At 73.4% G+C, this 26,771-nt stretch carries 21 protein-coding genes and 2 pseudogenes; 11 read left to right on the forward strand and 12 right to left on the reverse strand.

Annotated elements, in window-relative coordinates:
* Positions 1 to 136: 136 nt before the first annotated feature.
* Positions 137 to 346: pseudogene (locus BN6_RS50295) on the reverse strand (proline racemase family protein); the annotation flags it as partial.
* A gap of 152 nt (positions 347 to 498) precedes the next feature.
* On the opposite strand from BN6_RS50295, the gene BN6_RS28075 reads away from it, so the two are divergent.
* Entirely contained in the window at positions 499 to 1,455 is a 957-nt protein-coding gene (locus BN6_RS28075; RefSeq protein ID WP_015103208.1) for a DNA polymerase domain-containing protein, read from the forward strand.
* Positions 1,456 to 1,487: 32 nt separating this feature from the next.
* Here BN6_RS28075 and BN6_RS28080 read toward each other — a convergent pair whose 3' ends face one another.
* A complete protein-coding gene (locus BN6_RS28080) occupies positions 1,488 to 2,273 on the reverse strand; it encodes a hypothetical protein (RefSeq protein ID WP_015103209.1) in 786 nt (261 codons plus the stop codon).
* Positions 2,274 to 2,529: 256 nt separating this feature from the next.
* Here BN6_RS28080 and BN6_RS28085 point away from each other — a divergent pair, with 256 nt between their 5' ends.
* Positions 2,530 to 3,831, forward strand: coding sequence for a M28 family metallopeptidase (locus BN6_RS28085; protein ID WP_015103210.1), 1,302 nt, complete (start codon positions 2,530 to 2,532; stop codon positions 3,829 to 3,831).
* 81 nt (positions 3,832 to 3,912) lie between these two features.
* A complete protein-coding gene (locus BN6_RS49175; protein WP_041314329.1) occupies positions 3,913 to 4,695 on the forward strand; it encodes a hypothetical protein in 783 nt (260 codons plus the stop codon).
* 327 nt (positions 4,696 to 5,022) lie between these two features.
* On the opposite strand, the pseudogene BN6_RS50300 reads toward BN6_RS49175, so the two are convergent.
* The 9 genes and pseudogenes from BN6_RS50300 to BN6_RS28130 form a co-directional block, all read right to left on the reverse strand.
* Positions 5,023 to 5,163 (reverse strand): annotated as a pseudogene (locus BN6_RS50300) (methyltransferase domain-containing protein); the annotation flags it as partial.
* A 22-nt stretch (positions 5,164 to 5,185) separates the two neighbouring features.
* A complete protein-coding gene (locus BN6_RS47020) occupies positions 5,186 to 5,350 on the reverse strand; it encodes a hypothetical protein (RefSeq protein ID WP_015103212.1) in 165 nt (54 codons plus the stop codon).
* A 48-nt stretch (positions 5,351 to 5,398) separates the two neighbouring features.
* Positions 5,399 to 5,782 (reverse strand): hypothetical protein, encoded by a 384-nt coding sequence (locus BN6_RS28100; protein WP_015103213.1) that lies wholly within the window; start codon positions 5,780 to 5,782, stop codon positions 5,399 to 5,401.
* A gap of 58 nt (positions 5,783 to 5,840) precedes the next feature.
* Entirely contained in the window at positions 5,841 to 7,418 is a 1,578-nt protein-coding gene (locus BN6_RS28105; protein ID WP_015103214.1) for a dipeptide ABC transporter ATP-binding protein, read from the reverse strand.
* A complete protein-coding gene (locus BN6_RS28110) occupies positions 7,405 to 9,687 on the reverse strand; it encodes an arylsulfatase (RefSeq protein WP_015103215.1) in 2,283 nt (760 codons plus the stop codon). Before BN6_RS28110 ends, BN6_RS28105 begins: the two co-directional genes overlap by 14 nt.
* A gap of 16 nt (positions 9,688 to 9,703) precedes the next feature.
* Positions 9,704 to 10,501, reverse strand: a complete 798-nt coding sequence (locus BN6_RS28115; protein ID WP_051075774.1) for an ABC transporter permease — start codon at positions 10,499 to 10,501, stop codon at positions 9,704 to 9,706.
* The gene (locus tag BN6_RS28120; protein WP_015103217.1) at positions 10,498 to 11,457 is read right to left on the reverse strand and encodes an ABC transporter permease; all 960 of its coding nucleotides are present in this window, start codon (positions 11,455 to 11,457) and stop codon (positions 10,498 to 10,500) included. Before BN6_RS28120 ends, BN6_RS28115 begins: the two co-directional genes overlap by 4 nt.
* Entirely contained in the window at positions 11,454 to 13,019 is a 1,566-nt protein-coding gene (locus BN6_RS28125; RefSeq protein WP_015103218.1) for an ABC transporter substrate-binding protein, read from the reverse strand. The genes BN6_RS28120 and BN6_RS28125 overlap by 4 nt, the downstream gene beginning before the upstream one ends.
* Positions 13,016 to 14,203: an ROK family transcriptional regulator gene (locus BN6_RS28130; protein ID WP_015103219.1), complete on the reverse strand. Its 1,188-nt coding sequence runs from the start codon at positions 14,201 to 14,203 to the stop codon at positions 13,016 to 13,018. The genes BN6_RS28125 and BN6_RS28130 overlap by 4 nt, the downstream gene beginning before the upstream one ends.
* A gap of 316 nt (positions 14,204 to 14,519) precedes the next feature.
* On the opposite strand from BN6_RS28130, the gene BN6_RS28135 reads away from it, so the two are divergent.
* Both BN6_RS28135 and BN6_RS28140 read left to right on the forward strand, forming a co-directional pair.
* Entirely contained in the window at positions 14,520 to 15,467 is a 948-nt protein-coding gene (locus BN6_RS28135; RefSeq protein ID WP_015103220.1) for a TauD/TfdA dioxygenase family protein, read from the forward strand.
* Positions 15,468 to 15,642: 175 nt separating this feature from the next.
* Positions 15,643 to 17,841 (forward strand): hypothetical protein, encoded by a 2,199-nt coding sequence (locus BN6_RS28140; protein WP_015103221.1) that lies wholly within the window; start codon positions 15,643 to 15,645, stop codon positions 17,839 to 17,841.
* A 4-nt stretch (positions 17,842 to 17,845) separates the two neighbouring features.
* Here BN6_RS28140 and BN6_RS42560 read toward each other — a convergent pair whose 3' ends face one another.
* The gene (locus BN6_RS42560) at positions 17,846 to 19,498 is read right to left on the reverse strand and encodes a caspase, EACC1-associated type (RefSeq protein WP_015103222.1); all 1,653 of its coding nucleotides are present in this window, start codon (positions 19,496 to 19,498) and stop codon (positions 17,846 to 17,848) included.
* 228 nt (positions 19,499 to 19,726) lie between these two features.
* On the opposite strand from BN6_RS42560, the gene BN6_RS28155 reads away from it, so the two are divergent.
* From BN6_RS28155 to BN6_RS28180, 6 genes are all read left to right on the forward strand, one after another.
* Positions 19,727 to 20,158, forward strand: coding sequence for a hypothetical protein (locus BN6_RS28155; RefSeq protein WP_015103223.1), 432 nt, complete (start codon positions 19,727 to 19,729; stop codon positions 20,156 to 20,158).
* A gap of 308 nt (positions 20,159 to 20,466) precedes the next feature.
* Positions 20,467 to 21,561, forward strand: coding sequence for a hypothetical protein (locus BN6_RS28160; RefSeq protein WP_148303055.1), 1,095 nt, complete (start codon positions 20,467 to 20,469; stop codon positions 21,559 to 21,561).
* Positions 21,562 to 21,610: 49 nt separating this feature from the next.
* Positions 21,611 to 22,156 carry a PadR family transcriptional regulator gene (locus tag BN6_RS28165; RefSeq protein ID WP_015103225.1) on the forward strand — a complete coding sequence of 182 codons (546 nt, stop codon included), beginning with the start codon at positions 21,611 to 21,613 and terminating at the stop codon, positions 22,154 to 22,156.
* On the forward strand, positions 22,153 to 24,198 hold the full coding sequence (locus BN6_RS28170; RefSeq protein WP_015103226.1) for an NADPH-dependent 2,4-dienoyl-CoA reductase: 2,046 nt from the start codon (positions 22,153 to 22,155) through the stop codon (positions 24,196 to 24,198). The genes BN6_RS28165 and BN6_RS28170 overlap by 4 nt, the downstream gene beginning before the upstream one ends.
* A gap of 291 nt (positions 24,199 to 24,489) precedes the next feature.
* Complete coding sequence (locus BN6_RS28175) at positions 24,490 to 26,058, forward strand: PH domain-containing protein (RefSeq protein WP_015103227.1); 1,569 nt, start codon at positions 24,490 to 24,492, stop codon at positions 26,056 to 26,058.
* Positions 26,059 to 26,157: 99 nt separating this feature from the next.
* Positions 26,158 to 26,769: an HD domain-containing protein gene (locus tag BN6_RS28180; RefSeq protein WP_041314341.1), complete on the forward strand. Its 612-nt coding sequence runs from the start codon at positions 26,158 to 26,160 to the stop codon at positions 26,767 to 26,769.
* The last annotated feature ends 2 nt before the right edge of the window (positions 26,770 to 26,771 follow it).

Here is a 26,771-nt window from a genome sequence, read left to right on the forward strand (position 1 = left end):
GGGGACGCGCCCGGTTTGGTGGCAGCGGGCGCGGATGCGCTTGATCTTGCCCGGCCGGTCCGCTGATGATCCACCGCTGGAAGCCGCGCGGGAACGGGTCGGTCGGGTCCAGCAAGTACTGGGACATGCCCGGTTGTCCAGGCTCGGCCGACAACGTCCCCAGTACGGCGGTGTGGTCGGCTAAGGAATTGGCGGTCAGGCGGCCGGTGAAGCGGGTGACGATGAAGGAGTCGTTGACGAAGTCCTGGTGCGAAGGGCGTTCGCCGCGGGCGTGCAGTTGGGCCATCCGGGCGCAGGCTCCCGGCCCGCACGGGGAACGGTCGAACCAGCCGGGGTGGATGGCCATCGCTTTGCGCGAGTGGGCACCGGCGTGGTCGGGTGCGGTGAACTGGTCGACACCCAGCACCCCGCCCCGCCCGCACACCGCTCACGACCGGGCACCCTGCCCCATCCGCGAGCCCACTTGCCGAGCGGACCGCGACCGGGGAGGGTGGTCGGGTGGGTGCTGCCGAACAACGCGACGGTGTGTCGCTGACCAACCTGGACCAGGCGCTGTTCGACGGTGCCGACGCCACCAAACGCGACCTGGTCGACTACCTCGACGCCGTGCGCGACCGGATCCTGCCCGGACTGGCCGGACGGCCGCTGTCCGTCGTGCGCGTGCTGCGCGGCCAGGACCCGTTCATGCAGAAGAACGTCCCCAAGTACACACCGGACTTCGTCAAGACCACTCCGGTGTGGGCGGACGCGTCCAAGCGGCAGATCAACTACGCCCTGTGCGACGACCGCAAGACCCTGCTGTGGTTCGGGAACCAACGCGCCGTGGAGTACCACGTCCCGCTCAGCCTCGTGGACGACCGCGAGCACCCCCAGTACGTCGTCCTCGACCTCGACCCGCCCGAGGGCGAGCCGTTCGGCGCGGTGGTCGGCGCGGCCCGCCTGGTCCACCGGGCGCTGACCGACGCGGGCCTGTCCGGCGCGGTGAAGACCAGCGGTGCCAAGGGTTTGCACATCTTCGTGCCGATCACGGCGAGCGATGACGACGCGGCCGCCGCAACCCGCGCGCTGGCCGCCCGCGCCGAGCGGATCGACCCCGCGATCGCCACCACCGCCTACATCCGCGAGGAGCGCGAGGGCAAGGTGTTCCTCGATTCGACGCGCGCGTACGGCGCGACGGTCGTCGCCGCCTACAGCCCCCGGATCCGCCCCGGCACGCCGGTGTCGTTCCCGGTGTCGTGGGACGACCTCGACCAGGTCACGCCACGCGACTTCACCCTGCGCACGGCCGTGGACCTGCTCGGCGACGCCGACCCGTGGGCGTCCGCGCTGCCCGCGCCACAGGCGCTGCCCGAGGACCTCGTGGCCGAGGGCCGGGAGATCCCGGTCGCCCGGGTCGTCGCGATGCACGAGGGCAAGCGCCGCGCACGGGCCCGTCGGGCCGAAGGCTCGGAGTGACCGGTTAGCCAGAAACAGCTACCCGGAGACGGCTACCCGGAGACGGGCTCCAGCCAGTTGTAGTGGCCGGGCTGCCCCATCCGCTCCCAGCGGCTCCACCCGGTGCCCGGGTAGTACCAGGGGCCCGGCTCGTCGCGGTCGAGGCGGTCGTAGGTGATCACCGCGTCACGGGCCGTCTTGCACTCCGGGTGCTCCGCGGCGAACCGCACGACCCTCGGACGCACGGCGAACGTCCACTCCCGCACCGGAGTGGCCTGGTCGTCGGTGAGCCACCAGGTGCACCAGTCGGTCTCGCCCCAGTGCAGGCTCGTGGCCCAGTGGCAGGCCAGGCGCACCACACCGGCGTCGGCGGCCGGGCCCGTCAGCGCGTCCACGCGGGCCAACCACGGCCGCAGGTCGTCGTGGACACAGGCCAGTCCGCAGAGCAGGGTCACGACGTCCGGGGCGGGCCAGGTCTCGACCGCGGTTGCCAGCACGTCGCCGAGCGCGTCCTCCAGCACTCGGCGGTCCTCGTCCGGCCACGCCGACAGGTCGGCGAAGTCCGGCGCGAGGCTGCGCAGCGCCCGGTCCACGTCAGTGCTCCGCGCCGCCACGAGGGCCACGAGCCTGGGCGCGAACCGCCGCCACAGCCCTCGCCACGTGGCCGGACTCCAGTGGCCCGAGGGCTCCAGCACGGCCCGTTCCAGCAGGTCGTCCGGTACCAGGTGCGGGTCGCCCGCGAGCAGCCGGAGGTCCTGGTCGGCGTAGCAGGCCCCGCACCCGTCGACCAGGTCGGCGTCCCCGGCGGCAGCGAGGCGGTGCAGATCCTCTGTGGACATACCGCCGAGCGTAGGTCGGCGCCGCCGGTGCTCCCACCGGAATACCGGGCCGGCTGCCGGCCGCCCGGTCGTTGCGCTGTGTGTCTGGAACGAGGGAGTGTTGCGACAACGAGGGGGTTTAGTCGTAACTGAAACAACAGCGCCGGCGGAGATGTCGGAATTGCGTCCGAATGTGCTACGACGAACGTCGCTACCGCCGAATTGCCGCAGGCCGCAGGCTCGACACCGGCTATCCCTACACCCTGCGGAGGCAGCCATGTCCTTGAAGAGGACGACGCCGCTGGCGAGCGCCCTGCTCCTCGCCACGGCCCTGCTGAGCCCACCAGTGGCCTCGGCGGCACCCGGCGCGCTGGCCGTGCCGGACATCTCGTTGGCCAACGTCCAAGCCCACCTGAGCAGCTTCCAGACCATCGCCAACAACAACGGCGGCAACCGGGCGCACGGCCGGCCCGGCTACCGCGCCTCGTTGGACTACGTCAAGGCGAAGCTCGACGCGGTCGGCTACACGACGTCCATCCAGCAGTTCACCAACAGCGGCGCGACCGGCTACAACCTGATCGCCGACTGGCCCGGCGGCGACGCCGACAACATCCTGATGCTCGGCGGCCACCTGGACAGCGTGAGCGCCGGCCCCGGCATCAACGACAACGGCACCGGGTCGGCGGGCATCCTGGAGGTCGCGCTGACCGTGGCTCGGGAGAACCTCAAGCCGCAGAAGCACCTGCGGTTCGGCTGGTGGGGCGCGGAGGAGCTGGGGCTGATCGGCTCCACCTACTACGTCAACCAGCTCCCGGCGGCGGAGAAGTCGAAGATCAAGTCGTACCTGAACTTCGACATGACCGGCTCGCCCAACCCGGGCTACTTCGTCTACAGCGCCAGCGGCCAGCCCAGCGGTTCGCTGGCGCTCCAGCAGACGCTCGAAGCCGGGTTCACCGGCAAGGTCGCCACCGAGCTGACGTCGGTGGGCGGGCGCTCCGACCACGCGGCGTTCGCGCGGGCGGGCATCCCGGTCGGCGGCCTGTTCACCGGCGCCGAGGTCACCAAGACCGCGGCGCAGGCGTCGAAGTGGGGCGGCCAGGCGGGCGTCGCGTTCGACCGGTGCTACCACCGGGCGTGCGACACGTCGAGCAACATCGACAACACCGCGCTGGACCGGATGACCGACGTGATCGCGTACTCGCTGTGGACGCTCGCGGGCACCGGAACCCCGCCCGGCGGCGAGAAGTTCACCCAGGACGAGGACCTGAACCTGCCCGACCAGGCCACCGTCGAGAGCTCGCTGACCGTGTCCGGCATCTCCGGCAACGCGCCCACGGCGCTGGTGCTCGGCGTGGACATCACCCACACCTACCGCGGCGACCTGGTGATCGACCTGGTCGCGCCGGACGGCACCGCGTTCCGGGTGAAGAACTCCAGCAGTGACAGCGGCGACAACCTCGTGACGACCTACACGGTCAACGCGTCCGGTGAAGCCGCGAACGGCGTGTGGAAGCTGCGCATCCGCGACGCGGGTCCACAGGACGTCGGCAAGCTCAACAGCTGGTACCTGCAGTTCTGAGGTGGGACCGGCGGCGGGTCGCCCGCCGCCGGTTCGCGAAAAGGGCTCGGCCGGGCCGGCGTGCTCTGCGACGATCCGGTCGTGGTCACCGCCCAAGCGCTCTGCGAGCTGTTGACCGACCTCGACGCGCCGGGCCGGCTGGAACGCCCGCGGCTGACCGCGCCCGAGGTGCTGCACGAACGGGTGGAACGGCTGGCCTTCCGGCTGGAACGGGCGGCCGGGCGGTGCGCGGTCGAGCGGTCACCCGCCGGTGCCGACCACCACGGCCGGCTCACCCTGCCCGGCCCCGTGACGATCGTGGTCGGGCGCTACGGCTTCGAGGTCGCGTTCGCGGCCGGCCCGGTGCTGGGCGAGGAGCAGTTCGCGCGGGTCAAGACGGCCATCCACCAGACCGGGTTCCACACCCTGCCCGACGTGGCCGCGCTGGTGCCCACCCGGCCCGGCGGCGTGCCGCGCCGGGTGGTGACGGCGCGCTCCGGGGAGGAACTGGCCGGGCAGGTCGCGCGGCTGCCGTCGACCGGGGACGTGGGCGTGCTGCGCGACCGGATCCTGCGCGCGCTCGGGCTGCCGGTGACGCCGGTCGACGGCGTGCCGGAGGCGGTGGACCCGCTCCCGCCGCACCGGGTCCTGGTGGAGGTGGAACGGGTGGCGGCGTGCGTGGCGGCGCTCGCGGCCGGCGCGGACGAACTGCGGTGGGCGGCGATCGACGACGTGGTGCTGGACCGGCCGGGCATGGAGGCGATCAAGGCGATCCGCGACGAGTTCCACTGCGCCGTGGGGGACGCCGTCGAGCGCTACGACCGGCGCACCGAGCACCTGCTGCGCACCCGACCGCACGGGATGGCCGCCGGCACCGCCGCCTGAGCACCAGCCGGCCCGGCCCCACGCGGCGAGGGTGAACTGCGGGACGTCCCGGAAGGTCGGGTCGGCCGGCAGGTCGTGGAAGCGGGCCAGGTCGTCGGGGGTGATCGCGGACGTGGCCAGCAGGTCCGGGGCGGCGCTCGCGACCAGTTCGGCCCAGCGGTCGTCGGGACCGCCCATGCGGCCCAGCAGGCCGGTGTGGTCGACCTCCCGCAGGCCGGCGGCGAGCAGCCGAGCCGGCAGGCCGCGCGCCCACTGGACGTCCGAGCCCCGGTCGCGGTAGTGCCGCAGGTAGGCCGCCATGATCCGGGTGACGACCGGGTAGGGGGAGGACTCCGGCGGCAGGTGGAACGGGTCTTCCAGGACCAGCCAGCCGCCGGGTTTGAGCCACGTGGTGGCGCGCGCGACGAGGTCGGCGCGGTCGGCCAGGTGGCAGAACAGGTACCGCGCGTGCACCAGGTCGAACCGGCCGGGCGCGAAGTCGCCGGCGACGCTACCGCCCCCGAGCGCTAACGCTCCGAGTCGTCCGCCCGGTGTCGACCGGGAGTCCGAGGGGGTCGGGGTCGGGCGTGGCCTGCCGCAGGTCTCGCGCGGTCTCCTTGGCCTCGTCGATGAGCTCGCGGGTGTGGTCGAGGTCGGCTTCGCTCGGTTCGGTCATGGCGCACCTCCACGACCGGGGTTGCCGGCCCCGGCCGGGCCAAACCGGTCAGCGGTGGCTGCCCTTGACGTCCTCGAACCACCACCGGGGCGGCGGGTGCACCCAGCGGACCAGCAGCAGCACCAGCACGAGCCCGAGCGCGCCCACCGCCGTCGCGGGCCACGCCCACGTCCGGCGGGTGGTGAGGGCCGCCTCGCAGGTGGCCACGGTCTCGGCCACCTGCGAGGCGGGGCGCTTGCCGCCCGGGTCGTGGGCGACCGAGCTGGGCAGGCCGGTGGCGACGCTGCCGCAGTCGACCGCCTCGCCCCGGCCGCCCTCGACGCCGATGGTCAGCACCAGGCCGGAGCCGCCGACGAGCAGCAGGAGGCCGAAGACGAAGGTCAGAACCGTGTGCAGGTATGGGTTCACGGAGAACTTCTCGCTGCCCGTCACACCTCCATCCTCCCAGGTCCACGACGGTGTTCCAGCGGAAACTCCCGTTTTCGGCCGATCACGCCGGGACGTCGGCGAGGCCCGTCCGTCTGGCCCGCTGGGCGACGGGGTCGGGCAGCGGGACGGCGTCGACCAGCCGTCTCGTGTAGGCGGCGGTGGGGGTCCGCAGCACTTCGTGGTGCGGGCCGTGCTCCACGACACGACCGTTGTGCAGCACGGCGACGCGGTGTGCGAGGGAGTCGACCACGGCCAGGTCGTGGCTGATGAACAGGCAGGCGAAACCGCGTTGTTGTTGGAGTTCGGTCAGCAGCGCCAGGATCGACGCCTGCACGGACACGTCCAGCGCGCTGGTCGGCTCGTCGGCGATGAGCAGGTCCGGGTCGAGGGCCAGCGCCCGCGCGATGCCGACGCGCTGGCGTTGGCCGCCGGAGAGCTCCCGGGGCCTGCGGGTGGCGAAGTCGGCGGGCAGCCGCACCGCGTCGAGCAGTTCGGCGACCCGGGCCCGGTGGTCGCCGGGGGCGCGGTGCACGCGCAGCGGTTCGGCGACGCACTCGGCGATCGTCATCCTGGGGTTCAGCGAGCTGCCCGGGTCCTGGAAGACGAAGCCGAACCGGCGGCGGGCCGAGCGCGGATCGGTGTCCAGGACCAGGGCGGTGCCCGCGTCCGGGCGCAGGACGCCCGCCGCCACCCGGCCCAGGGTGGACTTGCCGGAGCCCGATTCGCCCACCAGGCCGACCACTTCGCCGCGCGCCACGTGCAGGTCCACTGTGGACAGTGCGGTGAAGTCGCCGTAGCGCACGGTCACCCCGGTCAGCCTCAACGCGTCCGCGCCGGTGTGCGGCAGGGCCGGGTCGCGGTGCCCCAGCCGGGGGACGGCCGCCAGCAGCTCCCGGGTGTACGCGCGGGTGGGCGCGGCGAACAGCTCGTCCACCGGGGCCTGCTCGACCAGTTCGCCCCGGTGCAGCACGGCCACCCGGTCAGCCAGGTCGGCGACCACGCCCATGTTGTGGGTGATCAGCAGGATCGCGGTGCCCAGCCGGTCGCGCAGGTCACGCAACAGGGCCAGGATCTCGGCCTGCACGGTCACGTCCAGCGCGGTGGTCGGCTCGTCGGCGATGATCAGGTCCGGCTCGTTGGCCAGCGCCAGCGCGATCACCACCCGCTGCTTCTGGCCGCCGGAGAGCTGGTGCGGGTAGTGCCGGACCCGGGTGGCCGGGTCGGGGATGCCGACCAGGTCGAGCAGCCGGACCGCGTCCCGGCGGGCCGTCTGCCGGGTCAGCCCCCGGTGGGCCCGCAGCACGGCGGCGATCTGCCACCCGACGGTGTGCACGGGGTTGAGCGCCGTCGCCGGTTCCTGGAAGACCATGGCGACCGAACGCCCGCGCACCTCCCGCAGGGCCTCCTCGCCGGCACCCACCAGTTCGCGGGTGCCCAGCAGCACGCTGCCGCGCACCCGTGCGGTCGGCGGGAGCAGGCCCAGGACGGCGCGGGCGGTCACGGACTTGCCGGAGCCGGACTCCCCCACCAGCGCCAGGATCTCGCCCGGCGCGACGGTCAGGTCGAGGCCGCGCACCGCGCGGACGTCACCGAAGGAGACCTCCAGGCCGGAGATCGTCAGCAGGTCAGTCGTAGACACGTTCGGCCTCCGCCCACAGTCGCGCCACCAGCTTCGGGTCGTAGTCGGCCTGCTCCCCCGGTTCGTAGCGCACCCGGTGCAGCGTGCCGGTGAACGGGAACGTGCCGTCGCGCACGTGCGATTCCCAGTCGACCGGGCCGCCCCGGTCCGCGCCGACGCTGATCCCGGTGAACGGGGCCAGGCCGATCAACTGCGGTACGGGGTCCAGCGCCGCCGCGCCGGAACCGGTCTCCAGCACGAACTTCCAGCGGAACCCGGGCAGCGCCTCGGCGCGCAGCACCACGCGGGCCTCGCCTTCGGGGACCGGGACCGGGGTGGTGCGGTGGATGTCGCCGTACGCGTTGTAGGTCAAGTGGGCGTGGCCGTCGTCCACGTGCACGACGTAACCACCGCCCTGGTCGCCGTGCGCGAACAGCACGCCCCGGTCACCGGCGGTGGTCTCGACGTCGGCGAACGCCGTGAACGAGCGGAACTGGACGAGCTGCGCCGAGCGGTAGCGCTCCAGCAGCGGGGTTCCGGGGTAGAGGTCGACCGGGCGTTCCAGGCGCTCGTCGGACGGCCGGCGCAGCGATGCCGCCGGGCTGTGGTCGGTCAGCGGGAACACCGCGTTGTGCCAGGCGGCGGCCTCCCAGGCGGCGGCCAGCTCGGCGAGTTTCGCCGGGTGCCCGGCGGCGACGTCCGTGGTCTCGGTCGGGTCCTCGGCGACGTGGTAGAGCTCCCACTCGCTGTCGTCGTACGGGGTTCCGGGGCGGTGCCGGGTGACGATCTTCCAGCCGTCGGCGTAGTAGCCCCGGTTGCCGCCGGTCTCGGTGTACTGGGTGGTGTGCGGGCTCGGCGCGTCGGGCGAGCGCAGGACCGGGACGGCGCTGACGCCGTCCTGCTCGGCGGCGGGCACGCCGTGGCGGTGCTCCGCGCGGGGCACGCCGGCGAGGTCGAGCAGGGTCGGCGCGACATCGGTGACGTAGACGTACTGGTGGCGCAGCCCGGGTTCCAGCCCGGCGGGCCAGTGCACGATGAACGGCGTGCGCACGCCGCCCGCGTAGGTGTCGAACTTGTAGAGCCGGAACGGGGTGTTGGACGCCTGCGCCCAGCCGCGCGGGTAGTGGATGGTGGTCTGCGGGCCACCGAGGAGGTCCAGTTCCCTGGCCACGTCCCGCTCCCAGTCCCCCGGCACGCCCGGCACGTGCACGAACTGGCTGAAGTAGCTGCGGGTGCCCTCCACGCCGCCCTCGGCGGTCGCGCCGTTGTCGGAGGTGAACACGATGACGGTGTCGTCCAGTTCCCCGTGCCGCCGCAGCGCTTCGACGATCCGCCCGACGCTGTCGTCCACATTGGACAGCGAGGCGGCGTAGACCTCCATGTACCGGGCGAACAGCTCCTGGCGTTGCGGGGACAGCTCGTCCCACGGCGACACGTCGGGGTTGCGCGGTGGCAGCACGGTGTCGGGCGGGAACAGGCCCTCGGCGAGCTGCTTGGCGAACCGGCGGGACCTGATGACGTCCCAGCCCTCGTCGTAGCGGCCCCGGTAGCGGGCCAGGTCCTCGGGTTTCGCGCCGAGCGGGCCGTGCATCGCGTGGTGGGCGAAGTAGAGGAAGAACGGCTTGTCGGGATCGTTGGCGCGCAACGTGTCGATCATCCGCACGGCCCGGTCGGTCAGGTCGTCGGTGAGGAAGTACCCGTCCGGGTAGTCGCCGTCGTAGGGGCTGTTGTCCCAGACCAGCCGGTGCGGGTGGTGCAGGTTGGTCAGGCCCTCCAGGCTGCCGAAGTACCGGTCGAACCCGCGCTGCACCGGCCACGACGAGCGGTCCGCCGCGTCGTGGCTCGCCGCGTCCCGGGTCAGGTGCCACTTGCCGACCGCGAACGTGGCGTACCCCGCGTCCCGCAACGACTCCGCGAGCGAGGGCGCGTCGTCGGGCAGTTGGAACGAGTACGCCGGGTAGCCCGGGTCGGCGTTGGCCGGGAACGCGAACCCCGCGCGGTGCGGGTTCAGCCCGGTCAGCAGGGCCGCGCGGGACGGCGAGCACAGCGGCGTGGTGTGGTAGTTGGTCAACCGCAGGCCGCCGGCCGCCAACGCGTCCAGGTTCGGGGTCGCCACTTCGCCGCCGAACGGGCCGATGTCGGCGTACCCGAGGTCGTCGACCAGGACCACGACGACGTTCGGGCCGCGCGACCGGCGTTCGGCGGGCCACGCGGGGCGCGAGGCGGCGAACGTGCGGCCGACCCGGCCCGCGAAGCCGTCGTAGCCCCGGGCGTGGGGTGGGATGGTCATCGGGAGCAGTCCTTCCTCAGCCCCGGGCCGCGTTGGCGGCCTGGGCGATCAGCTGGAAACCCAGCACCAGCAGGGCGGTCACGGCCAGCGGGCTGAGCGCGAACAACGGGTTGAGGTCCAGGTAGCGCAGCGACGTGGTGAGCACCGCGCCCAGCGACGGGTCCGGCGGGCTGACGCCGATGCCGAGCACGCTCATCGCCCCCTCGATGAACACCGCCACCGACATGGACAGGGCGAGCTGCACGACGACCGGCTCCAGCGAGTTGGGCAGCACGTGGGTGCGCAGCACGTGCCCGCGCCCGCCGCCGATCACCTCCGAGGCGGTCACGAACTGGGCTTCGCGCACCCGGAGCACGGCGGAGCGCAGCAGCCGCCCGAAGATCGGGATCTCCACCGCCACCACCACGATCACCACCGACGTCGTGCCGGGCCCGATCACCGCCGCCAGCCCCACCGCCAGGATCAGCTGCGGGAACGCCAGCAGCACGTCGAACAGCCGTTGCACGGCGACGTCCAGCGCGCTGGTGAACGTCGCCAGCGCCCCGATGGCGCACCCGATCAGCGCCCCGAGCGGCACCGCCGTGAGGCTGATCAGCAGGTCGACCCGGATGCCGGACAGCAGCCGCGCCAGCACGTCCCGGTTGAGGTCGTCGGTGCCCAGCGGGTGCGCGGCGGAGGGCCCGAGCAGGTTGGCGTCCGGGATCTGCTGGTAGGGGTCCCACTGCACGAGCAGCGGCCCGACGAGCCCGGCCAGCGCGACCACCCCGACCAGGACCAGCCCGACCAGCCCACGACCCCGCAGCAGCGCGTTCACCTCTTGCCGCCCAACCGGATCCGGGGGTCCAACGCCGCGTGGGCCACGTCGGTCAGCAACTGCACGACGACGAACACCGTCACCGACAGCATCAGCAACACCTGCACCACCGGGTAGTCGCGCCGGGTGACACCTTGCTCGACCAGCAACCCCAGGCCCGGCCACGCGAAGATCGACTCGACCAGCACCGCGCCGCCCAGCAGCGCACCGGTCTGCAACCCCAGCGTGGTCACCGCGACCGGCAGCGCGCCGCGCAGCGCGTGCCGCACAACGATCTCCCGTCCGCGCACGCCGGCCGCGCGGACCGTCGTCACGTAGTCCTGGCGCAGCTCACCGCGCAGCGTCTCGGCGAGGAACCCGGTCAGCACGCCCGCCACCGGCAGCGCCAGGCACACCGCGGGCAGCACCAGGTACTGCGCGGTGATGTCGACCCGGTCCAGCAACCCGGCGGGCGGCACTCCCCCGGTCGGCAGCAACCGGAAGAACACCCCGAACACCAGGATCAGCACCACGCCGGTGACGAACGTCGGCAGCGCCACCGACGCGGTGTGGAACGCGGTCAGCAGCCGGTCCACCCACGGGTTGCGGGTCGCCGCCCACACCGGGCCGAGCACCAGCGCGGTCAGCACCGCCAGCAGCAGCGCGGCCAGCGTCAGCGTCGCGGTGTTGGCCAGCCCGTCGGCGACCAGCCCGGCGATGTCGCCGCCGATCAGGAACGACCGCCCGAGGTCGCCGGAGAGCAGCCCGCCGACCCAGTGCAGGTACTGCGCCACGACCGGCCGGTCCAGGCCGAGTTCGGCGCGGATCGCGGCGACCGCCTCGGGTGGCGCGTCGGCACCGGCCAGCACCGCCGCCGCGTCCCCCGGGATGGCCCGGATCAGCAGGAAGATCAGCACCGACGCCAGCCACAGCACCACCAGCGCCGACGGCAGCCGGCGCAGCAGGTAGCCGATCACCGCAGGTGCGCCTTGCCGAGGTCGAGCTCACGCCGCCGCGACCAGTCCACGCCCTGCAACGCGTCGCGCGCCACGAACTGCTCCAGCACCACGCCGATCTCGGCCAGGAAACCGCCGTCCAGCAACTGCTCGGACACCTTCCGGTACGCGGCGACGGCCTCTGGGCCGGTCGCGGCGGGCAGCTTCCACGCGGCTTCCGCGGCGCCCGTGTACTCCGGCGAGGAGAAGTGCGAGGCGTTGCGGCGGGCGTTGAACGGGTAGGCGCTCACCGTCAGCGTCGCCGGCGACAACTGCGCCCACGAGTGGTTGGTGGTCCACAGGCCGGGGAACTGCGCGCCGATCAGCTGCTTGACGAACTGGGTGGAGTCGACGGGTTCCAGCTTCACCGTGATCCCGGCCTCCGCCAGGTTGTTCTGCACGACCTGCGCGATGGCGGTGAACACCGGGTCGTTGCCGACGTACGCGAGCGGGATCTCCGGCACCGGCGCGCCGTGCTCGGCCAGCAGCGCCTTGGCCTTGCCGACGTCACGCCGGTAGCGGCCGTCGAGTTCCTCGTCGTAGGCCGGACTCGTGCGCGGCCACGGCAGCGAGGCCGGGTATCCCTTGTCCCGGAACACTTCCTTGATGATCCGGTCGCGGTCCAGCGCGTAGGCCACGGCCTGGCGCACCTTCGGGTCGTCCAGGCCGGGCGCGGTCACGTTCAGACCCACGTACGCCTGGAGTTCCGCGCCGTCCAACGGGATCGAGCGCAGGCCGGGCGTCGACGCGGCGGCCTCCGCGTCCCGGTAGCCGATGCCGCGCGCGAGGTGCACCTGCCCGGACTTCACCGCCGCCAGCAGCGACTGCCCGTCCGGCACGACCCGCACGTGCACGCCGTCGAGGTGGGGCGCGCCGTCCCAGTAGTCGGCGTTGCGGGTGAACGTCAGGTCGGTGTTGGGCCGCCACGACTCGAACGCGAACGCGCCGGTGCCGACGAACCGCTTGCCGGTCGCGATGTCGCCCGCCGTCTCGGAGTCGATCACCGGCACGGTCGCCAGCAGGTCGAACAGGTTGCTCACCGGGTGGTCCAGGCGCAGCACGACCTGGTCGGGCGCGGGCGTCTCGACGGCGGTGACGACCTTGGCGGTGCTGATCAGCTGGCCGTTCCACTTCGGGTCGGTGTAGGTCGCCAGCGAGAACTTGACGTCCGCCGAGGTGAACGGCCGGCCGGTGTGGAACTTGACGCCCTGGCGCAGCTTCAGGGTCACCGTCCGGCCGCCGTCGGTCGCGGACCACTCGGTGGCCAGCGCGGGCTTGGGGTCGAGGCTGTCCCGGTCGTAGTGCACCAGGTTGTCGTACACCAGGCCGACCAGGGTGGTGATGGCCGCGTTGCTGTTGGTGAACACGTTGGCGGGCACCAGGTCCAGGTTCACCCCCACCTCGGCGACCCCACCCTGTTCGGGCGCGGCCGACGGGTCGCCGGCGGAGGTCCGCGCGTCCACCGCCGACTGGCAGGCCGTGGCGGCGAACAGCAGCGTGGCCCCGGCGAGGGCCTTGAGCGTCGCACGTCTGGTCAGGTTCATCGGGCGGTTGCCTTTCTGGCGTCGTCGAGCAGGTCCAGCGGGTGGTCGAACAGCCGGTTGAGCAGGCCGGTGCACGCGGCGGTCGCCTGCAGCGCGGGGCCCAGGCGGGTCACCGAGACGATGTCCGCGCCGGGCAGGGTGGTGGTCTCGGCGAACGCCCGCAGCAGGTCCGGCAGGCGTTCGGCGGGGTCGGTGATGGCCTGGCCGCCGAGCACCACGCGGTCCGGGTTGAACGCGTCGCGCAGCAGCCCGACCGCACGGCCCAGCGCGGCGGCCCGGTCCGCCAGCAGCCGCCCGGCCGTGCCGTCACCGCGCCGCGCGGCGGCCCGGACCAGCCGGATGTCGGCTTCGGCGACCACACCCGCGCGGACCGCGCGCTCGGCGACCGTGCGATCCGCGACGGTCGCCTCCAGGCAGCCCGTCGACCCGCACGGGCAGCGGGCGTCGCCGCCGATCGGCAGGTGCGCGACGCTGCCGCCGCCACCGGGGCCGCGGTGCAGCGCGCCGTCCACGGCCAGCGCGACGCCGACCACCTCGCGGGCGTAGAAGTAGAGCAGGCTCGACACCCGCGGACCCCAGCCGAACAGCAGTTCGGCGTTGGCCATCGCGGCGACGTGCCCGTCCAGGTGCACCGGCAGGCCGGTGGCGCGGTGCAGCAGGTCGGCGGCCGGCACCCGGTGCCAGCCCAGCCGCTCGTGGTCGAGCAGGCCGCGCGCCGAGTCGACCAGGCCGCCGCTGGCCAGGCCGATGCCCACCACCGTGCGGCCCGCGCGGCGGCGCAGGAACGAGCGCACCTTGCCCGCGATGTGCGCCAGCGCGTCCTCCGCGCTGCCGCCGGGCGTCGGGATCTCGTCCGAGTCCAGCAGCGTGCCGCGCAGGTCGGCCAGGCCGTAGGTGGTCGTGCTCACACCGATGTGCACGCCGCACGCGGCGAACACCGTCTCGTCCAGCGCGATCGGCACCCGCGGCCGGCCGATCGCCCCGGCCGGCACCAGGTCGGGGAACTCGCGCAGCAGGCCGACGTCCATCAGCGCGGCGACCTGCCTGCTCACCGTGGGCATGCTCAGCCCGGTGTGCTGCCCGATCGCCGCGCGCGACAGCGGGCCCTCGCGCCGGATCACCGACAGCACGGCGGCGGCGTTGGCGGCGCGGACGCCGGGGCGGGCGCGCGGGGTCTCGATCACGGTGGCGAACCTCTCCGGAGCGGTTCTCGGGCAGCACGGGGACGCCCGTTTTCGTTCGGGCGGGCAAGGAAGTCACGGGAGGCGGCGGACGGCCGGCGGCGAAGGTCAACAACAGCGGTGCACAGGCGAAGACTCCGTGTGTCCACTTCGGAAGTCAACGACGTCCGGGATATGGAATGCCGACGCCCACTTATTTTCAGTGCTTCACGGAACCTTGTTGGCGCGGCCGGGCCGTTCGTACCGTCGAGACGCGGGCCGGGTCCCGCTCTGCCGGCCGCGAATCCGCGGCGCGAACCGTTCAGCCGAAGGGAACACCGTGAGCGTGTCTGTGGAAAGCGTGGGGGCGGACGTGGCCGAGGCGTCGGTCGGGGCGTCGGTCGCCCGGCTCGGCTCGGCCATCGGCGCACGGGTCGACGGCGTGCGCCTGGGCGGCGACCTCGACCCCGGGACCGTCGCGACGATCCGGGCGGCGTTGCTGGCCAACAAGGTCATCTTCTTCCGCGGCCAGCAGCACCTGGACGACGCGGGCCAGCTCGCGTTCGGGGAGCTGCTCGGCACGCCGACGCTGGCGCACCCGACCGTGCGCGGGCGTGACAACGTCAACGTGCTGCCGATCGACTCCGACTACGGCAAGGCCAACAGCTGGCACACCGACGTGACGTTCGTGGACCGGGTGCCCGCCATCAGCATCCTGCGCGCGGTGCACCTGCCCCCGTACGGCGGCGACACGACGTGGGCCAGCACCGTGGCCGCCTACGAGACGCTGCCGCCGTCGTTGAAGGCGTTGGTGGACAACCTGTGGGCGGTGCACACCAACGCCTACGACTACGCGGCCAACATCGACGAGTTGCGCATCGGTGGTGTGGACGTGAAAACGGAGGAATACCGCAAGGAGTTCGTGTCCGACCTGTACGAGACCGAACACCCGGTGGTGCGCGTGCACCCGGAGACCGGCGAGCGCGCGCTGCTGCTCGGGCACTTCGTCAAGCGGCTGGTCGGCTTGTCCTCCACCGAGTCGCAGGCGGTGTTCCAGTTGCTCCAGCAGCGGGTCACGCGGTTGGAGCACACCGTGCGCTGGCACTGGCAGGACGGCGACGTGGCGATCTGGGACAACCGCGCCACGCAGCACTACGCGGTCGCCGACTACGACGACCAGCCGCGCCGCCTGCACCGCATCACGCTCGCGGGCGACGTGCCGGTGAGCATCGACGGCACGCCGAGCGTGGTGCGCAAGGGCGACGCCACGCACTACTCCGCCTTGTGACCCCGTGCGGCGGCACGGACCGGGCACGCGACACGCACCCGGTCCGTGCCGCCGCTGCTCATTCACGATCGCCGGCAGGTCATCAACGGTCGTCGGGTGTGGGTCGCAGCGGGGTGATCGGGGGTCGGAGCCCGGTGTTAGTGTGCGGCCGAGCGCACTCCGGGGGAGATCGTCGGTGGATTCCGTGGAGCAGGACGTGTGGGTGTCGCTGCGCGAAGCCCAGGCCATGGAGCACACCGGGAGCCGCACCGAACTGCTGGCCGGGCTGGTGCGCCGGGCCGACGCCGGGGACGTGCCGCGCGCCACCTACCTGTCCCGGCGGCTGCTCGCCGACGCGCACCGGGTCGACGGCCGGTGGGACGAGGTGTTCCGGCTGTTCCGCGAGTGCCTGGACGAGTACGACCACCGGCCGTGGCGGTTCGACGACGAGGACGAGGTCTCGCTGCTGAGCTGGCACGCGTGGCTGGTCGGCTGCATGGTCGACTTCCCGGACCTCTCGCTGGTCGAGATCACCGCCGCGCTGGACGACGTGGAGCGCCGGTTCCTGGCCGCCGGGTTGGGCTTGCACGAGGTGCACGCGGCCCGGCGCGGGGTGGCCGCGCACCTGGGCGACTGGCCCACCGCCGACCGCGCGTTCCGCCGCTGGGCCGACACGGCCGATCCCGCCGGCGACGACCGGTGGCGGCGGCTGGTCGAGGTGGAGCAGTTGCTGGCGCGCGGCGAGGAGGCGTCGACGGCCCGCGCGCACGAGCTGGCCCGGCCGGTGCTGGCCGATCCGTCGACGGTCGACCGGGCGGCGGTGTCGGCGCGCAGCCTGATGTTGCTGCCGGTGGCGCGGACGGGCGCGTGGGCGGACGCCGTCGTGCTCTACCGGCGGTTGCTGCGCGGCATGTCCGGCGAGTTCCACTCGTTGGAGGAGCACGGCCGGATCGTCGAGTTCTGCGCGCTGACCGGCAACGAGGACGCGGGCGTGGACTGGCTCGGTCCGATGCGCGGGTTCCAGGCGCGCCGCCGGCCGCTGGCGACCATGGAGTTCGCCGCGTCGGTCGCGGTGCTGGCCCGGCGGATGGTGGAGCTGGGGCGCGGCGACGCCGAGCTGGACCTGGGCGAGGACCCGAACTCGGGCCCGTTCCGGGTGCTGGCCGACCGGATGCGGCGGCTCGCGCTGGACCTGGCGGACCGGTTCGACCGGCGCAACGGCACGTCCGCGCAGGGCGACCGGATCCGCGCCCGGCTGGCCGCCCGGCCGCTGGTGGAGCACCTGCCGCTGGCCCCGACCACCCGCCGGCCGCTGCCCACCCTGCCGCCGCCGCTGCCCGCCTCGGCGCTGCTGGACCGGGCGGAGTGGCACGACCTGCGGTGCGAGCCGGACGAGGCGCGGGCGTGCCTGGCGGTGCTGCCCGCCGGGCTGCCGGAGGACCTGGCGGCGCGCGAGGCGGAGCTGCGGGCGAAGTTCTTCCAGAGCGGCCGGACCGAGCCCGAGCTGTGGTGGGCGGCCGACGTCCACCGGCGCAACGGCGACCTGCGGCGGGCGCTGCTCGTGCACTGCTGGCTGGGGCTGTGGATCGTGGCCGAGGGGCGGCCCGCGCAGGGCGCGGCGCTGACCGCCGACGCGGTGGCGGGCCTGCGCCGGCTGGGCGACGAGACGGCGTGCGCATGGGGCGAGCACTGGGCGGCCTACGTGGCGGCGGCGCTCGGCCGGCCGGCCGAAGCGGAGCAGGCGGTGCGGCGCGGGCTGCGGCACGCGACCGGCGACCCGCTCGCCCGGGGCTCGCTGCTCCTGCTCGACGCGTCGCTGTTCCCGGACCGCACGGTGGGGTCGGCCACCGCCGCGCTGACCGCGTTCGTCGAGGCGGAGGCCCCGGAGAAGGCGCTGGAGGCGTTGGCGCACTTGGAGAACGCCGACGCGCACCACGGCCTGGTCGACCCGCTGCTGGCCCGGTTGGCGGGCCGGCGGGACCGGCTGGTCGGCCGGCTGCGCTACCTGCGGGCGTGCGCGCTGATCGACGCCGGCCGGCTCGCCGAGGCGGCGGACGACCTGAACGAGGCGATCGGTCAGGCGTCGCTGCGGGCCGGCGGCGCGACCGTGGAGCAGTGGTACCGGCTGGCGCAGGCCGACGACGCCGCCGGGCGGCACGAGGACGCGGTGGACGCGGGCCTGCGCGCGGCGGCGTGGCTGGACCACCTGCGCGACACCGAGGACGCGGGCTGGGCGGAGTGGGCCGACCACGCCCGCTACCTGGTGGCGGAGAACTTCCACCGGCTCGGCGACCGGGCGGCGGCACTGCGCGAGTACCGCCGGGTGGCCGACGGCGGCGGCCCGCTGGCGGCGTCGGCGTTCGTGGCCGGCAGCGTCCTGCTGGACGCCGGCTGACCGGTCAGCGCGCCGCCGGCAGGGCGGCGACCACTTCGAGGTAGAAGTCCGCGATGCGGCGCAGGCCCGGCTCGTCGGCGGTGGTCTTCTCGGCGCGGCTGCGCCCCGACACCTTCGGGTCGTCCACCACGTGGGCGAGCGCGGCGAGGGCCTCGAAGTCGTCGCCCAGTCCGAGCGCCAGCACGGTGAGCGGCGCGGGCGCGTCGCCCACCAGGCTCGCGTACGCCTCCTTCCACTGGTCGGCGAGGTTGGTGGGCCAGCCGTCGGTCAGGAACGCGATCACCACCTCGGCCACTTCCTGGCCGGTGGCCGCGAACCGCGCCGCGTCCTGGCCGATCCGCTCGCGCAGCAACGTGAACGCGGCCGCGTACGAGGTCGCGCCCCGCACCCGCAATGCCGGCACCAGCGTCGTGTCGGCGGCCTCGGAAGTCATGGACAGCACCACCTGGGCGTCCGAGCCGAAATCGATGAGGCCGAACCTCAGCACCTCGGCGCCGGAGGCGGCTTGGCGAATCTGGCGCAGGATCTCCGGCACGGCCGCGTTCACGGCGTCGATCCGCTTCCCCGTCATTGAATACGAGACGTCCACGACCAGGTACAGCGGGACCACCCGGGTCGGCGCGCGGGGCGGCGCGGCGGGAGGCCGCACCTGCTGCCCCGGCGTGTCCACCGAGCGCAGCAGTTCACGGGCCCGCTCGGCGACCACCGGCACGTCCTCGGCGGCGACGAGCTGGAGGCGCTGGTGGGCGGCGAGGACCTGGCCGGGTTCGGCGGAGGTGAGCCACTCGCCGAGCGAGCGCACCGAGCCCTCCCGCACGTACGGCAGAGGGCTTTCCAGGCTCGCCTTCAGGTGTTCGGGCAACGGGGTCGGGACGACGGCCGCGCCGAGCGGGTTGCGGGCCAGGATGATCGAGTCCACGCCCCGGAACAGCCAGCGCTGCGGGGTCTGCGGCCGGTCCGGGTGTTCCCGCACCCGGTCGGCGGCGAACTGGAACGCGTCCTCCACGGTGATGTAGCCGGTGTTGTCGCGGTCGGCGGCACCGGTGCGCAGACCGTCCACCAAGGCGGCGGTGAACACCGAACCCCCTTGGGACACCAGGGCTTCACCCTCGAACGAGTACTCGGTGGCACCGGACGCGGTCAGCACCGCCCGCCCGCGACCGCCCACCAGCCGGCGTTCCAGGTCCACCTCGGTCCCGCCGGCCTTCGCCCCGCGCTCGAACGCGCCGCTGAAGCAGCAGTCCAGGATCAGCACCTGACGGCCCGCGCGGCAGTCGTCCAGGCGTTCCAGCAGCCACCGCGACTCGACCGCCGTGGACGCCAGCCAGTCGCGATCGGTGTCGGCCGTGGCGAAGTACAGCCTGCCGCGTGCGTCGACCAGGCCGTGGCAGGACAGGTAGACGACCACGAGTTCGTCGGAGTTCCGCTCACCCAGGAACCGGTCGACCGCCCGGCGCACGTCGGACTCCGCGCGCTCGGACACCACCGTGACGTCGAACCCGCCGATGGCGGGGTCGGACAGCACCTCGGTCATACCCGTGGCGTCGACCGCCGGGGACCGCAGCTTGGCCAGCCGTTCGTCCGCGTAGACACCGTTGGCCAGGACCAGCGCGGCACGCGAGTCGGCGGGCTTGGGTGCCGGGTGTCGCAGGTGCACGTGCCCGTGTCCTCCTCCTGGCGTCGGGGAGAAGAGTAGCCACGCCCGCGCGGTCGTCCCTCCGGCCGCCGCCATACCGAGACCGGCTCGGTTGCCGGGCTCGTCCGGACGGGTGAACGGAGATCGGGACGGGTAACAGCCGCCGACCCGTCCGGTATACCTCCGGTCGAGTGGCCCGCACGTCGCCGACGGCGCAGGAGGCCGACCCACGAAGGGCGAGGCGGGGACGTGACCGGACTGATGACCGCGAGCGCGGACGTCCTCTCGGCCGAGCAACTGCCGCTGCTCCAGCTCGGGTTCACCGCGTGGGTCGTGCTCGCTGCGGCGACCGGGGTGGCACTCGCCGTTGTGCTCCTCAGCCGCCGGCTGCAAGCGCGCGACCAGAGGGCCGGGGTCACCGTGACGTTCGACGGTGACCGCACGGTGCGGAGCTTCCGTTTCACGCTCACCGTGCGGGGCCACCACGTCGAGATCGCTCACGGGCCGGGCACCGGGCCCGCGTACGAGATCAGGAAGACCGGACCGACCACCGCGGAACTCACTCGACCCAACGGTCACCCGCTGCGGCTGGAGCACGACGTCCCCGTGCGCCTGGGTGAGGGGATCTGGTTGAAGTACGTCGACAACGGTCGTGGGGCGCAGGATGACGAACTGCTCTGAAACGCCGTGGTGAGGAGGTTCGGATGACCGCCACGGACGTGGTCGACCAGTTCGTGCTCGAAGTGCCGTACGACTACTTGAGAATTCGCAGCTCTTCGATGCGGCCCTCGCGAGCAGAGGAGTGGGCGCGGAGACTCCGGCCGTTCCTCCAGGACACGATGGAGTTTTCGGGGGCACCGGCCTCGTGGCTCGCCTACTACGCGTTCGACGGGTTGGGCAGAGCGGTGGTGTGGCGGGCGCGTGGCCGGCTCGACGCACATGTGGTGGTCGGTCCCGACCACGTGCTGACCCCGCGCAGGGCGTTGGCGATGGCGACGTGGGACGGCTGGAGAACGGCCGACGGCAACAGCGGGACCGGCATCATCCCGATCTCCAAACTCGCCGCCCAGGATCTTCCAGTGGACGCGGACAGCGGCTTCCCGTCGAAAACTCACCTGACTTCACTGATCGCCGCGCGTCTGCGGAATCCCGAGGCGCCTCTGGCGGTGGTGGGAGCACCCGAGGCGAAACTGATACCGCTTCTGCTCGGGCTCGTCGAGGCGGTGGGTGAGCGGGCGGGCTCGCGGTTGTGGACGTTCTCGACCCACGTGACGGCGGCTTTCCTCTCCTCCCCCCACGAGGACGAGCCGGAGATCGTGTTCCTGCCCGGGATCGACCGGCGGCCGGAGGCCGTGCACCGGACGGTGGTCTTGCTGGACGAGCCGGGGCCGGAGGACTCGCACTGGCAGGCGGCATCACGGTTGGCCGACGCCTATGTCTCCTCCCGCACAGGGCGGCCGTCGGGCGCCGGCAGCATGAAGTTGGCGACCGCGCTGCGTCACGCGAAGTCCCCGGAGGAGGCGGCGGGCGTGCTCGCCGCGATCGAGGAGGCAGGACCGCGGAAGTCGGCGTCGGAGCGGCGGGCGAACCGCGCAATTCTGCTGGACCAGGACTTTCCGTACGGCACGGACAGCGGACGCGCGCCGATCGACGTCATCGGGGAGCAACTGCCGGTCGTCTACCCGACGGTCGCGAAGCTGTGTTTCGGCAACGCCATGGAGGACATCACCGCGTCGGACGAGAGCACCCTCCGCGAGCTGCATGCCCTGCTGCTGGACGGGACGATTTCGACGGAGTTCGTCCGGGCGCTGGTCGGTCAGGCGGTAGCGGCCGGGAAAGCGCACCTGCTGGCGCACGTGATCGGCGTCCTCCAGCTTCGGAGTGATGGTGCGCCGGTGACCGAGGAGGTGTGGCACCCGGCACCGCAACCACAGCTCGTGAGGAGCGACAGCCCAACCCCGCTGCCGCCGGTGTTCACGGTGGTGCGGTGGGTGGCGCGGCCGGGTATTGCGGCGGTGTTCGTGCTGGTCGGTCTGCTGATGTTCCTGCTCGGACTGATCGTCGGGCTGCTCCCGTACCAGTAGGTGTGCAACTGGTTGCACAGCACGCCAGTGCATATTACTGTCCGGTAGCATGGCGTTGGAGCACGCGATCCTGGTCTCGTTGGAGGAGCGCCCCGGCACCGGCTACGAGCTGGCGCGGCGGTTCGGCAAGTCCATCGGGTTCTTCTGGGCGGCCACCCACCAGCAGATCTACCGCACGCTCAAGCGGATGGTCGGGCTCGGCTGGGTGACCGGCGAGGAGATCGCCCAGGACGGCCGGCCGGACAAGCGGCTCTACCGGGTCGCCGACGCGGGGCGGGTTGAGGTGGCGCGGTGGCTGGCCGAGGCGGGCGAGCCGACCACCCTCCGGCACGAGCTGTCGGTGAAGGTCCGGGGCGCGTCGCTGGGTGACGTGGCCGCCGTGACCGCCGAGGTGGCCCGGCACCGGGACGTGCACGCCCAGCGGCTCGACGCCTTCCTCGCCATCGAGCGGCGGGACTTCCCGGACCCGACCGCGCTGGCCGGGCAGCGGCTGCACCAGTACCTCGTGCTGCGCGGCGGCGTCCGGGCGGAGCGGGCGCTGGTCGAGTGGTGCGACGAGGTGCTGGCCGCGATGCGGGAGGACGACCGCCGATGACCGACTACCCGAACCTGCTGCGCCCGCTGGACCTGGGCTTCACCACCCTGCGCAACCGGGTGCTGATGGGTTCCATGCACACCGGCAACGAGGACCGCTCCAAGGACTTCGGCGCGCTCGCCGCGTACTTCGCCGAACGGGCGCGCGGCGGCGTCGGCCTGATGGTCACCGGCGGCTTCTCGCCCAACCGCGCGGGCTGGTTCTACCCGTTGTCCGGCAAGCTCTCCACGCCGCGCGAGGCCCGCCACCACCGCGAGCTCACCGACGCCGTGCACGAGGCGGACGGCAAGATCGCCGTCCAGCTCCTGCACGCGGGCCGCTACTCCTACCACCCCCTGGCGGTGTCGGCGTCCGCGATCAAGTCCCCGATCTCGAAGTTCCGACCACGCGCCCTGTCCGACCGAGGGGTGCGCGCGCAGGTCGCCGCGTTCGCGCGCAGCGCCGAGCTGGCCCGCGAGGCCGGCTACGACGGCATCGAGATCATGGGTTCCGAGGGCTACCTCATCAACCAGTTCCTCGCGCCCCGCACCAACAAGCGCACCGACCGGTGGGGCGGCAGCCCGGCGAACCGGCGGCGGGTCGCCGTGGAGGTCGTGCGCGCGTGCCGGCGGGCCGCCGGGCCCGACTTCATCGTGATCTACCGGCTGTCGGTGCTCGACCTGGTGCCCGACGGGCAGACCTGGGACGAGGTCGTGGCGCTGGGCCAGGAGGTCGAGGCGGCGGGCGCGACCATCATCAACACCGGGATCGGCTGGCACGAGGCGCGCGTGCCCACCATCGTCACGTCGGTGCCGCGCGCGGCGTTCGCCGGGGTGACCGCGAGGCTGCGCCCGCACGTCGGCATCCCGGTGGTCACCTCCAACCGGATCAACATGCCGCAGGTCGCCGAGGAGGTGCTGGCGCGCGGCGACGCGGACCTGGTGTCGATGGCGCGGCCGTTCCTGGCCGACCCGGAGTGGGTGCGCAAGGCCGAGACCGGTCGCGCCGACGAGATCAACACGTGCATCGCGTGCAACCAGGCGTGCCTGGACCACACGTTCGCGCTGAAGAAGGCGTCCTGCATGGTCAACCCGCGCGCCGGCAACGAGACCACGCTGACCCTGCTGCCGACCCGCGTTGTCAAGCGGGTCGCCGTGGTCGGCGCGGGCCCGGCCGGGCTGTCGGCGGCGGTCGCGCTGGCCGAGCGGGGGCACCGGGTGGAGCTGTTCGAGGCCGAGGACGACATCGGCGGGCAGTTCGCCATCGCCCGCCGGATCCCCGGCAAGGAGGAGTTCGCCGAGACCATCCGCTACTACCGGCGGCGCGTCGAGCTGACCGGCGTCCGGCTGCACCTGGGCCGGCGCGCGACGGCCGACGACCTGGTCGGGTTCGACGAGGTGGTGGTGGCGACCGGTGTGGTGCCGAGGGTGCCCGCGATCCCGGGCGTCGAGCACGCGCTGTCCTACGCGGACGTGGTGCGCGGCGGCGCGCCGGTCGGGGCGCGGGTCGCGGTGATCGGCGCGGGCGGCATCGGCGTGGACGTCAGCGAGTTCCTCACCCACACCACGTCCCCCGCGCTCGACCCGGCGCGGTGGCGAGCCGAGTGGGGTGTCGCCCGGTGGGATGGGGACCAGGGGGACGCCACCGAGCCGGGCGCGGCGCGCGGCGGCTTGGTCGAGCCCCGGCCGGAGGCACCGGCCCGGCAGGTGTACCTGTTGCAGCGCAAGGCTTCCCGCATCGGCAAGGGGCTGGGCAAGACCACCGGGTGGGTGCACCGGGCGACGCTCGCGGCGAAGAACGTCGAGCAGTTCACCGGCGTGAACTACGAGCGGATCACCCCGCGGGGCGTGCACGTCACGTTCGGGCCGAAGCGGGAGCGGCCCCGGCTGCTGGAGGTCGACACGGTCGTGGTGTGCGCGGGCCAGGAGTCCGTGCGCGACCTGGTCGACGCGCTGGCCGGGCGCGGGGTGCGGGCGCACGTCATCGGCGGGGCGGACGTCGCCGCCGAACTGGACGCCAAGCGCGCCATCGACCAGGGCACGCGGCTGGCGGCGGTGATCTAGGAGGTGGTCGGGCGCGGCCCGATCCAGCGGTGGCGCAGCGGTTCCGGGCGGGGGTGGAGGCCGGCGGCTCCACGGCGACCACCGCGCCGTTCGCCGGCGACCTCACCTCGCACAGCCCGGTGAGGTTCCGGCCGTTCGAGGGCGTCGACGTGATCGAACTCGTTGCGGACGGCCGGGTCGGCACGTTCACCGTGGTGAATCCGGCCGCGGTCCGCGCTGACCGTCGTCGGCGCGGCCGGCTACGCGGGGCTGGTGGCGGACGGCGTCCTGCCGTGCCGCAGGATCTCCGGTATGAGCCGACCGTTCACCGCCGGGGACCTCCGCCGCTGGGAGGCGCACGCCGTGCCGGCGTGGGTCTACAAAGGTGTGCTGCTGGCCGGCTGGGGATTCGTCTTCGGTTACGCCATCACCGCGCCGACCTCGTGCACGCCCGTCGCGCCGTGCCTGCCCGACCCGTGGCTGTCGGTGGCCGCGGCGGCGCTGCTGGCCACGCCCGTCCTGCTGTGGCGGGAACCGGTGCTGGGGTGCGCCCTGGGTGCCGGGTTCGGGCTGACGGAGGTGGTGTCGGAGGCGGACGACGGCATCCGGCTCGCGTTCGGCCTGCACGGCCTGGCGTGCGCGCTGGTCGCGTTGTGGCTGGTGGAGGCCCGGCGGGCGCAGCACCGCGTGGTCGGGTCGCTGAGCACGCCGGTCCGGGTGCCGAACGCGACGCCCGCGCGGTTCACCGGGCGCACGGTGGTCGCGGTGCTGATGTTGCTGGTGGGGTTGCTGGCGCTGGTGAAGTACCTGGTCGACTCGTCGGACCTGGCCGAGCACACGGCGGCGGCGACCCGGTTCGGCGGCCGGGTGACGGCGGTCGGCGAGCACGACGTGACCGTGCAGCTCGCGTCGTCGCGGCGGACGTTCGACGTGCTGTCGACCGAGGGCTACGCGGTGGGGTCCGAGGTGCCGGTGCTGGTGGACGGCGAGTGGGCGCAGCTGGTCGCCGAGCCCCGGGACGTGACGTTCCCGCTGACCGTGATGACGATCTCGCTGGGCATGGCCGCGTTCCTGCGGTTGCGCGACCTGGCCGGGCGGCGCGCGTGGCACCGGGTGTTCGCGGGCCCGTCGCCGGCGGTGGAAGTGCTGGTGCGCGCGGACATGCGCGGACGGGCGGTGCTGCACACCGTGGACGGGCGGCCGTTCGCGTCGATGCCGGTGTCGCTGCCGTTCGAGGACGACCGGATGCTGGCGGTCGGCGACCTGAGCCACGGCGGCTGGGTGGTGCTCTCCGGCCCGGACCAGGTCCTGCTGCCCACCCGGCCGCTGCGCCCGAGCCACCGGGAGCTGCCGCGCTTCGACGACCCGGGCGAGGAACTGCTGGGCGTGGCGCTGGAAGTCCCGCCGCTGCCCTACCCGGTGCCGCCGCACCGGCGGGACGTGGTGGCCGGGCGGTGGCTGTTCGCCGCGGCGCTGTTCCTGACCGTCGGTGCCATGACGCTGGACGGGCCCGTCGTGCTGACGGCGTTGTGGACGGCCGGGACGTGCGTGCTGGCCGGGTGGGTGCGGGGGCGCCCGTCGGCGGTGTTCCACCACGACCACGCGTCGGTGCGGTCGTGGCTGCGGACCTACCGCGTGCCGTGGTCGGCGGTGACCTCGATCCGGCGGGACGGTGAACGGCTGGTGCTGGAGCTGGAGTCGGGTGCCCGGTTCACGCTCGCGTCGAGCAGACGGCCGGTGGCCGAGCTGGGCGCGTTGGCCCGCCGGCTGCACGACCTGGCCCCGACCCGCGAGGAGGACGTGACCTCGCGGTTCGGCGGCGCGCTGCCCGTGGTGCTGTGCTTCGCCGTGGCGGCGGGCGCGGTGCTCTGGCTGACCTAGCCGACCCGTGAGGTCGGGCACTCGGCCGGCGTGCGGTGTGGCCGCAGTGGTGATCGTCGGGGGTGCGGCCGGTGTGGCAGCACACCTAGGCTCACCGCCGTGGACTTCTTCACCGGACCCGACACGGCCGCCGCCCGTGCCGCGCACGACGTGTGCCACGAGCACGCGGAACCGTGGCTGCGCAACCACTCCCTGCGGGCGTACTCGTGGGCAGCGGCCCACGCCGCCGCGCGCGGGATCGACCACGACGCCGAACTCCTCTACGTCGCCGCGCTCCTGCACGACCTCGCGCTGACGCCGGCGTTCGACAGCCACCTGCTGCCGTTCGAGGAGGCCGGCGGCCAACTGGCCAAGGTGTTCGCCGCGGGCGCGGGCTGGGGCAAGGCGCGCCGCGACCGGCTGGCCGAGGTGATCGTGCTGCACATGCGCGACGACGTCCCGGCCGAGCAGGACCCGGAGAGCCACCTGCTCCAGATCGCGGTGAGCGCCGACGTCTCCGGCCGCCGGCTCGACCTGTTCGGCGACCCGTTCAAGGCCGGGCTGCTGGACCGGTTCCCGCGCCTGGGTTTCGCGCCCGCGTTCCTCGACCGGGCCCGGGACCAGGCCGACCGCAAACCCGACTGCGCCGCCGCCGCGCTGATGCGCACCGACTGGGAGAGCCGCGTGCGGAGCAACCCGCTGGACCCGCCGACGACGGGCCCAACGGGCTGACC

This window comes from Saccharothrix espanaensis DSM 44229, from assembly GCF_000328705.1.
Lineage (GTDB): Bacteria > Actinomycetota > Actinomycetes > Mycobacteriales > Pseudonocardiaceae > Actinosynnema > Actinosynnema espanaense.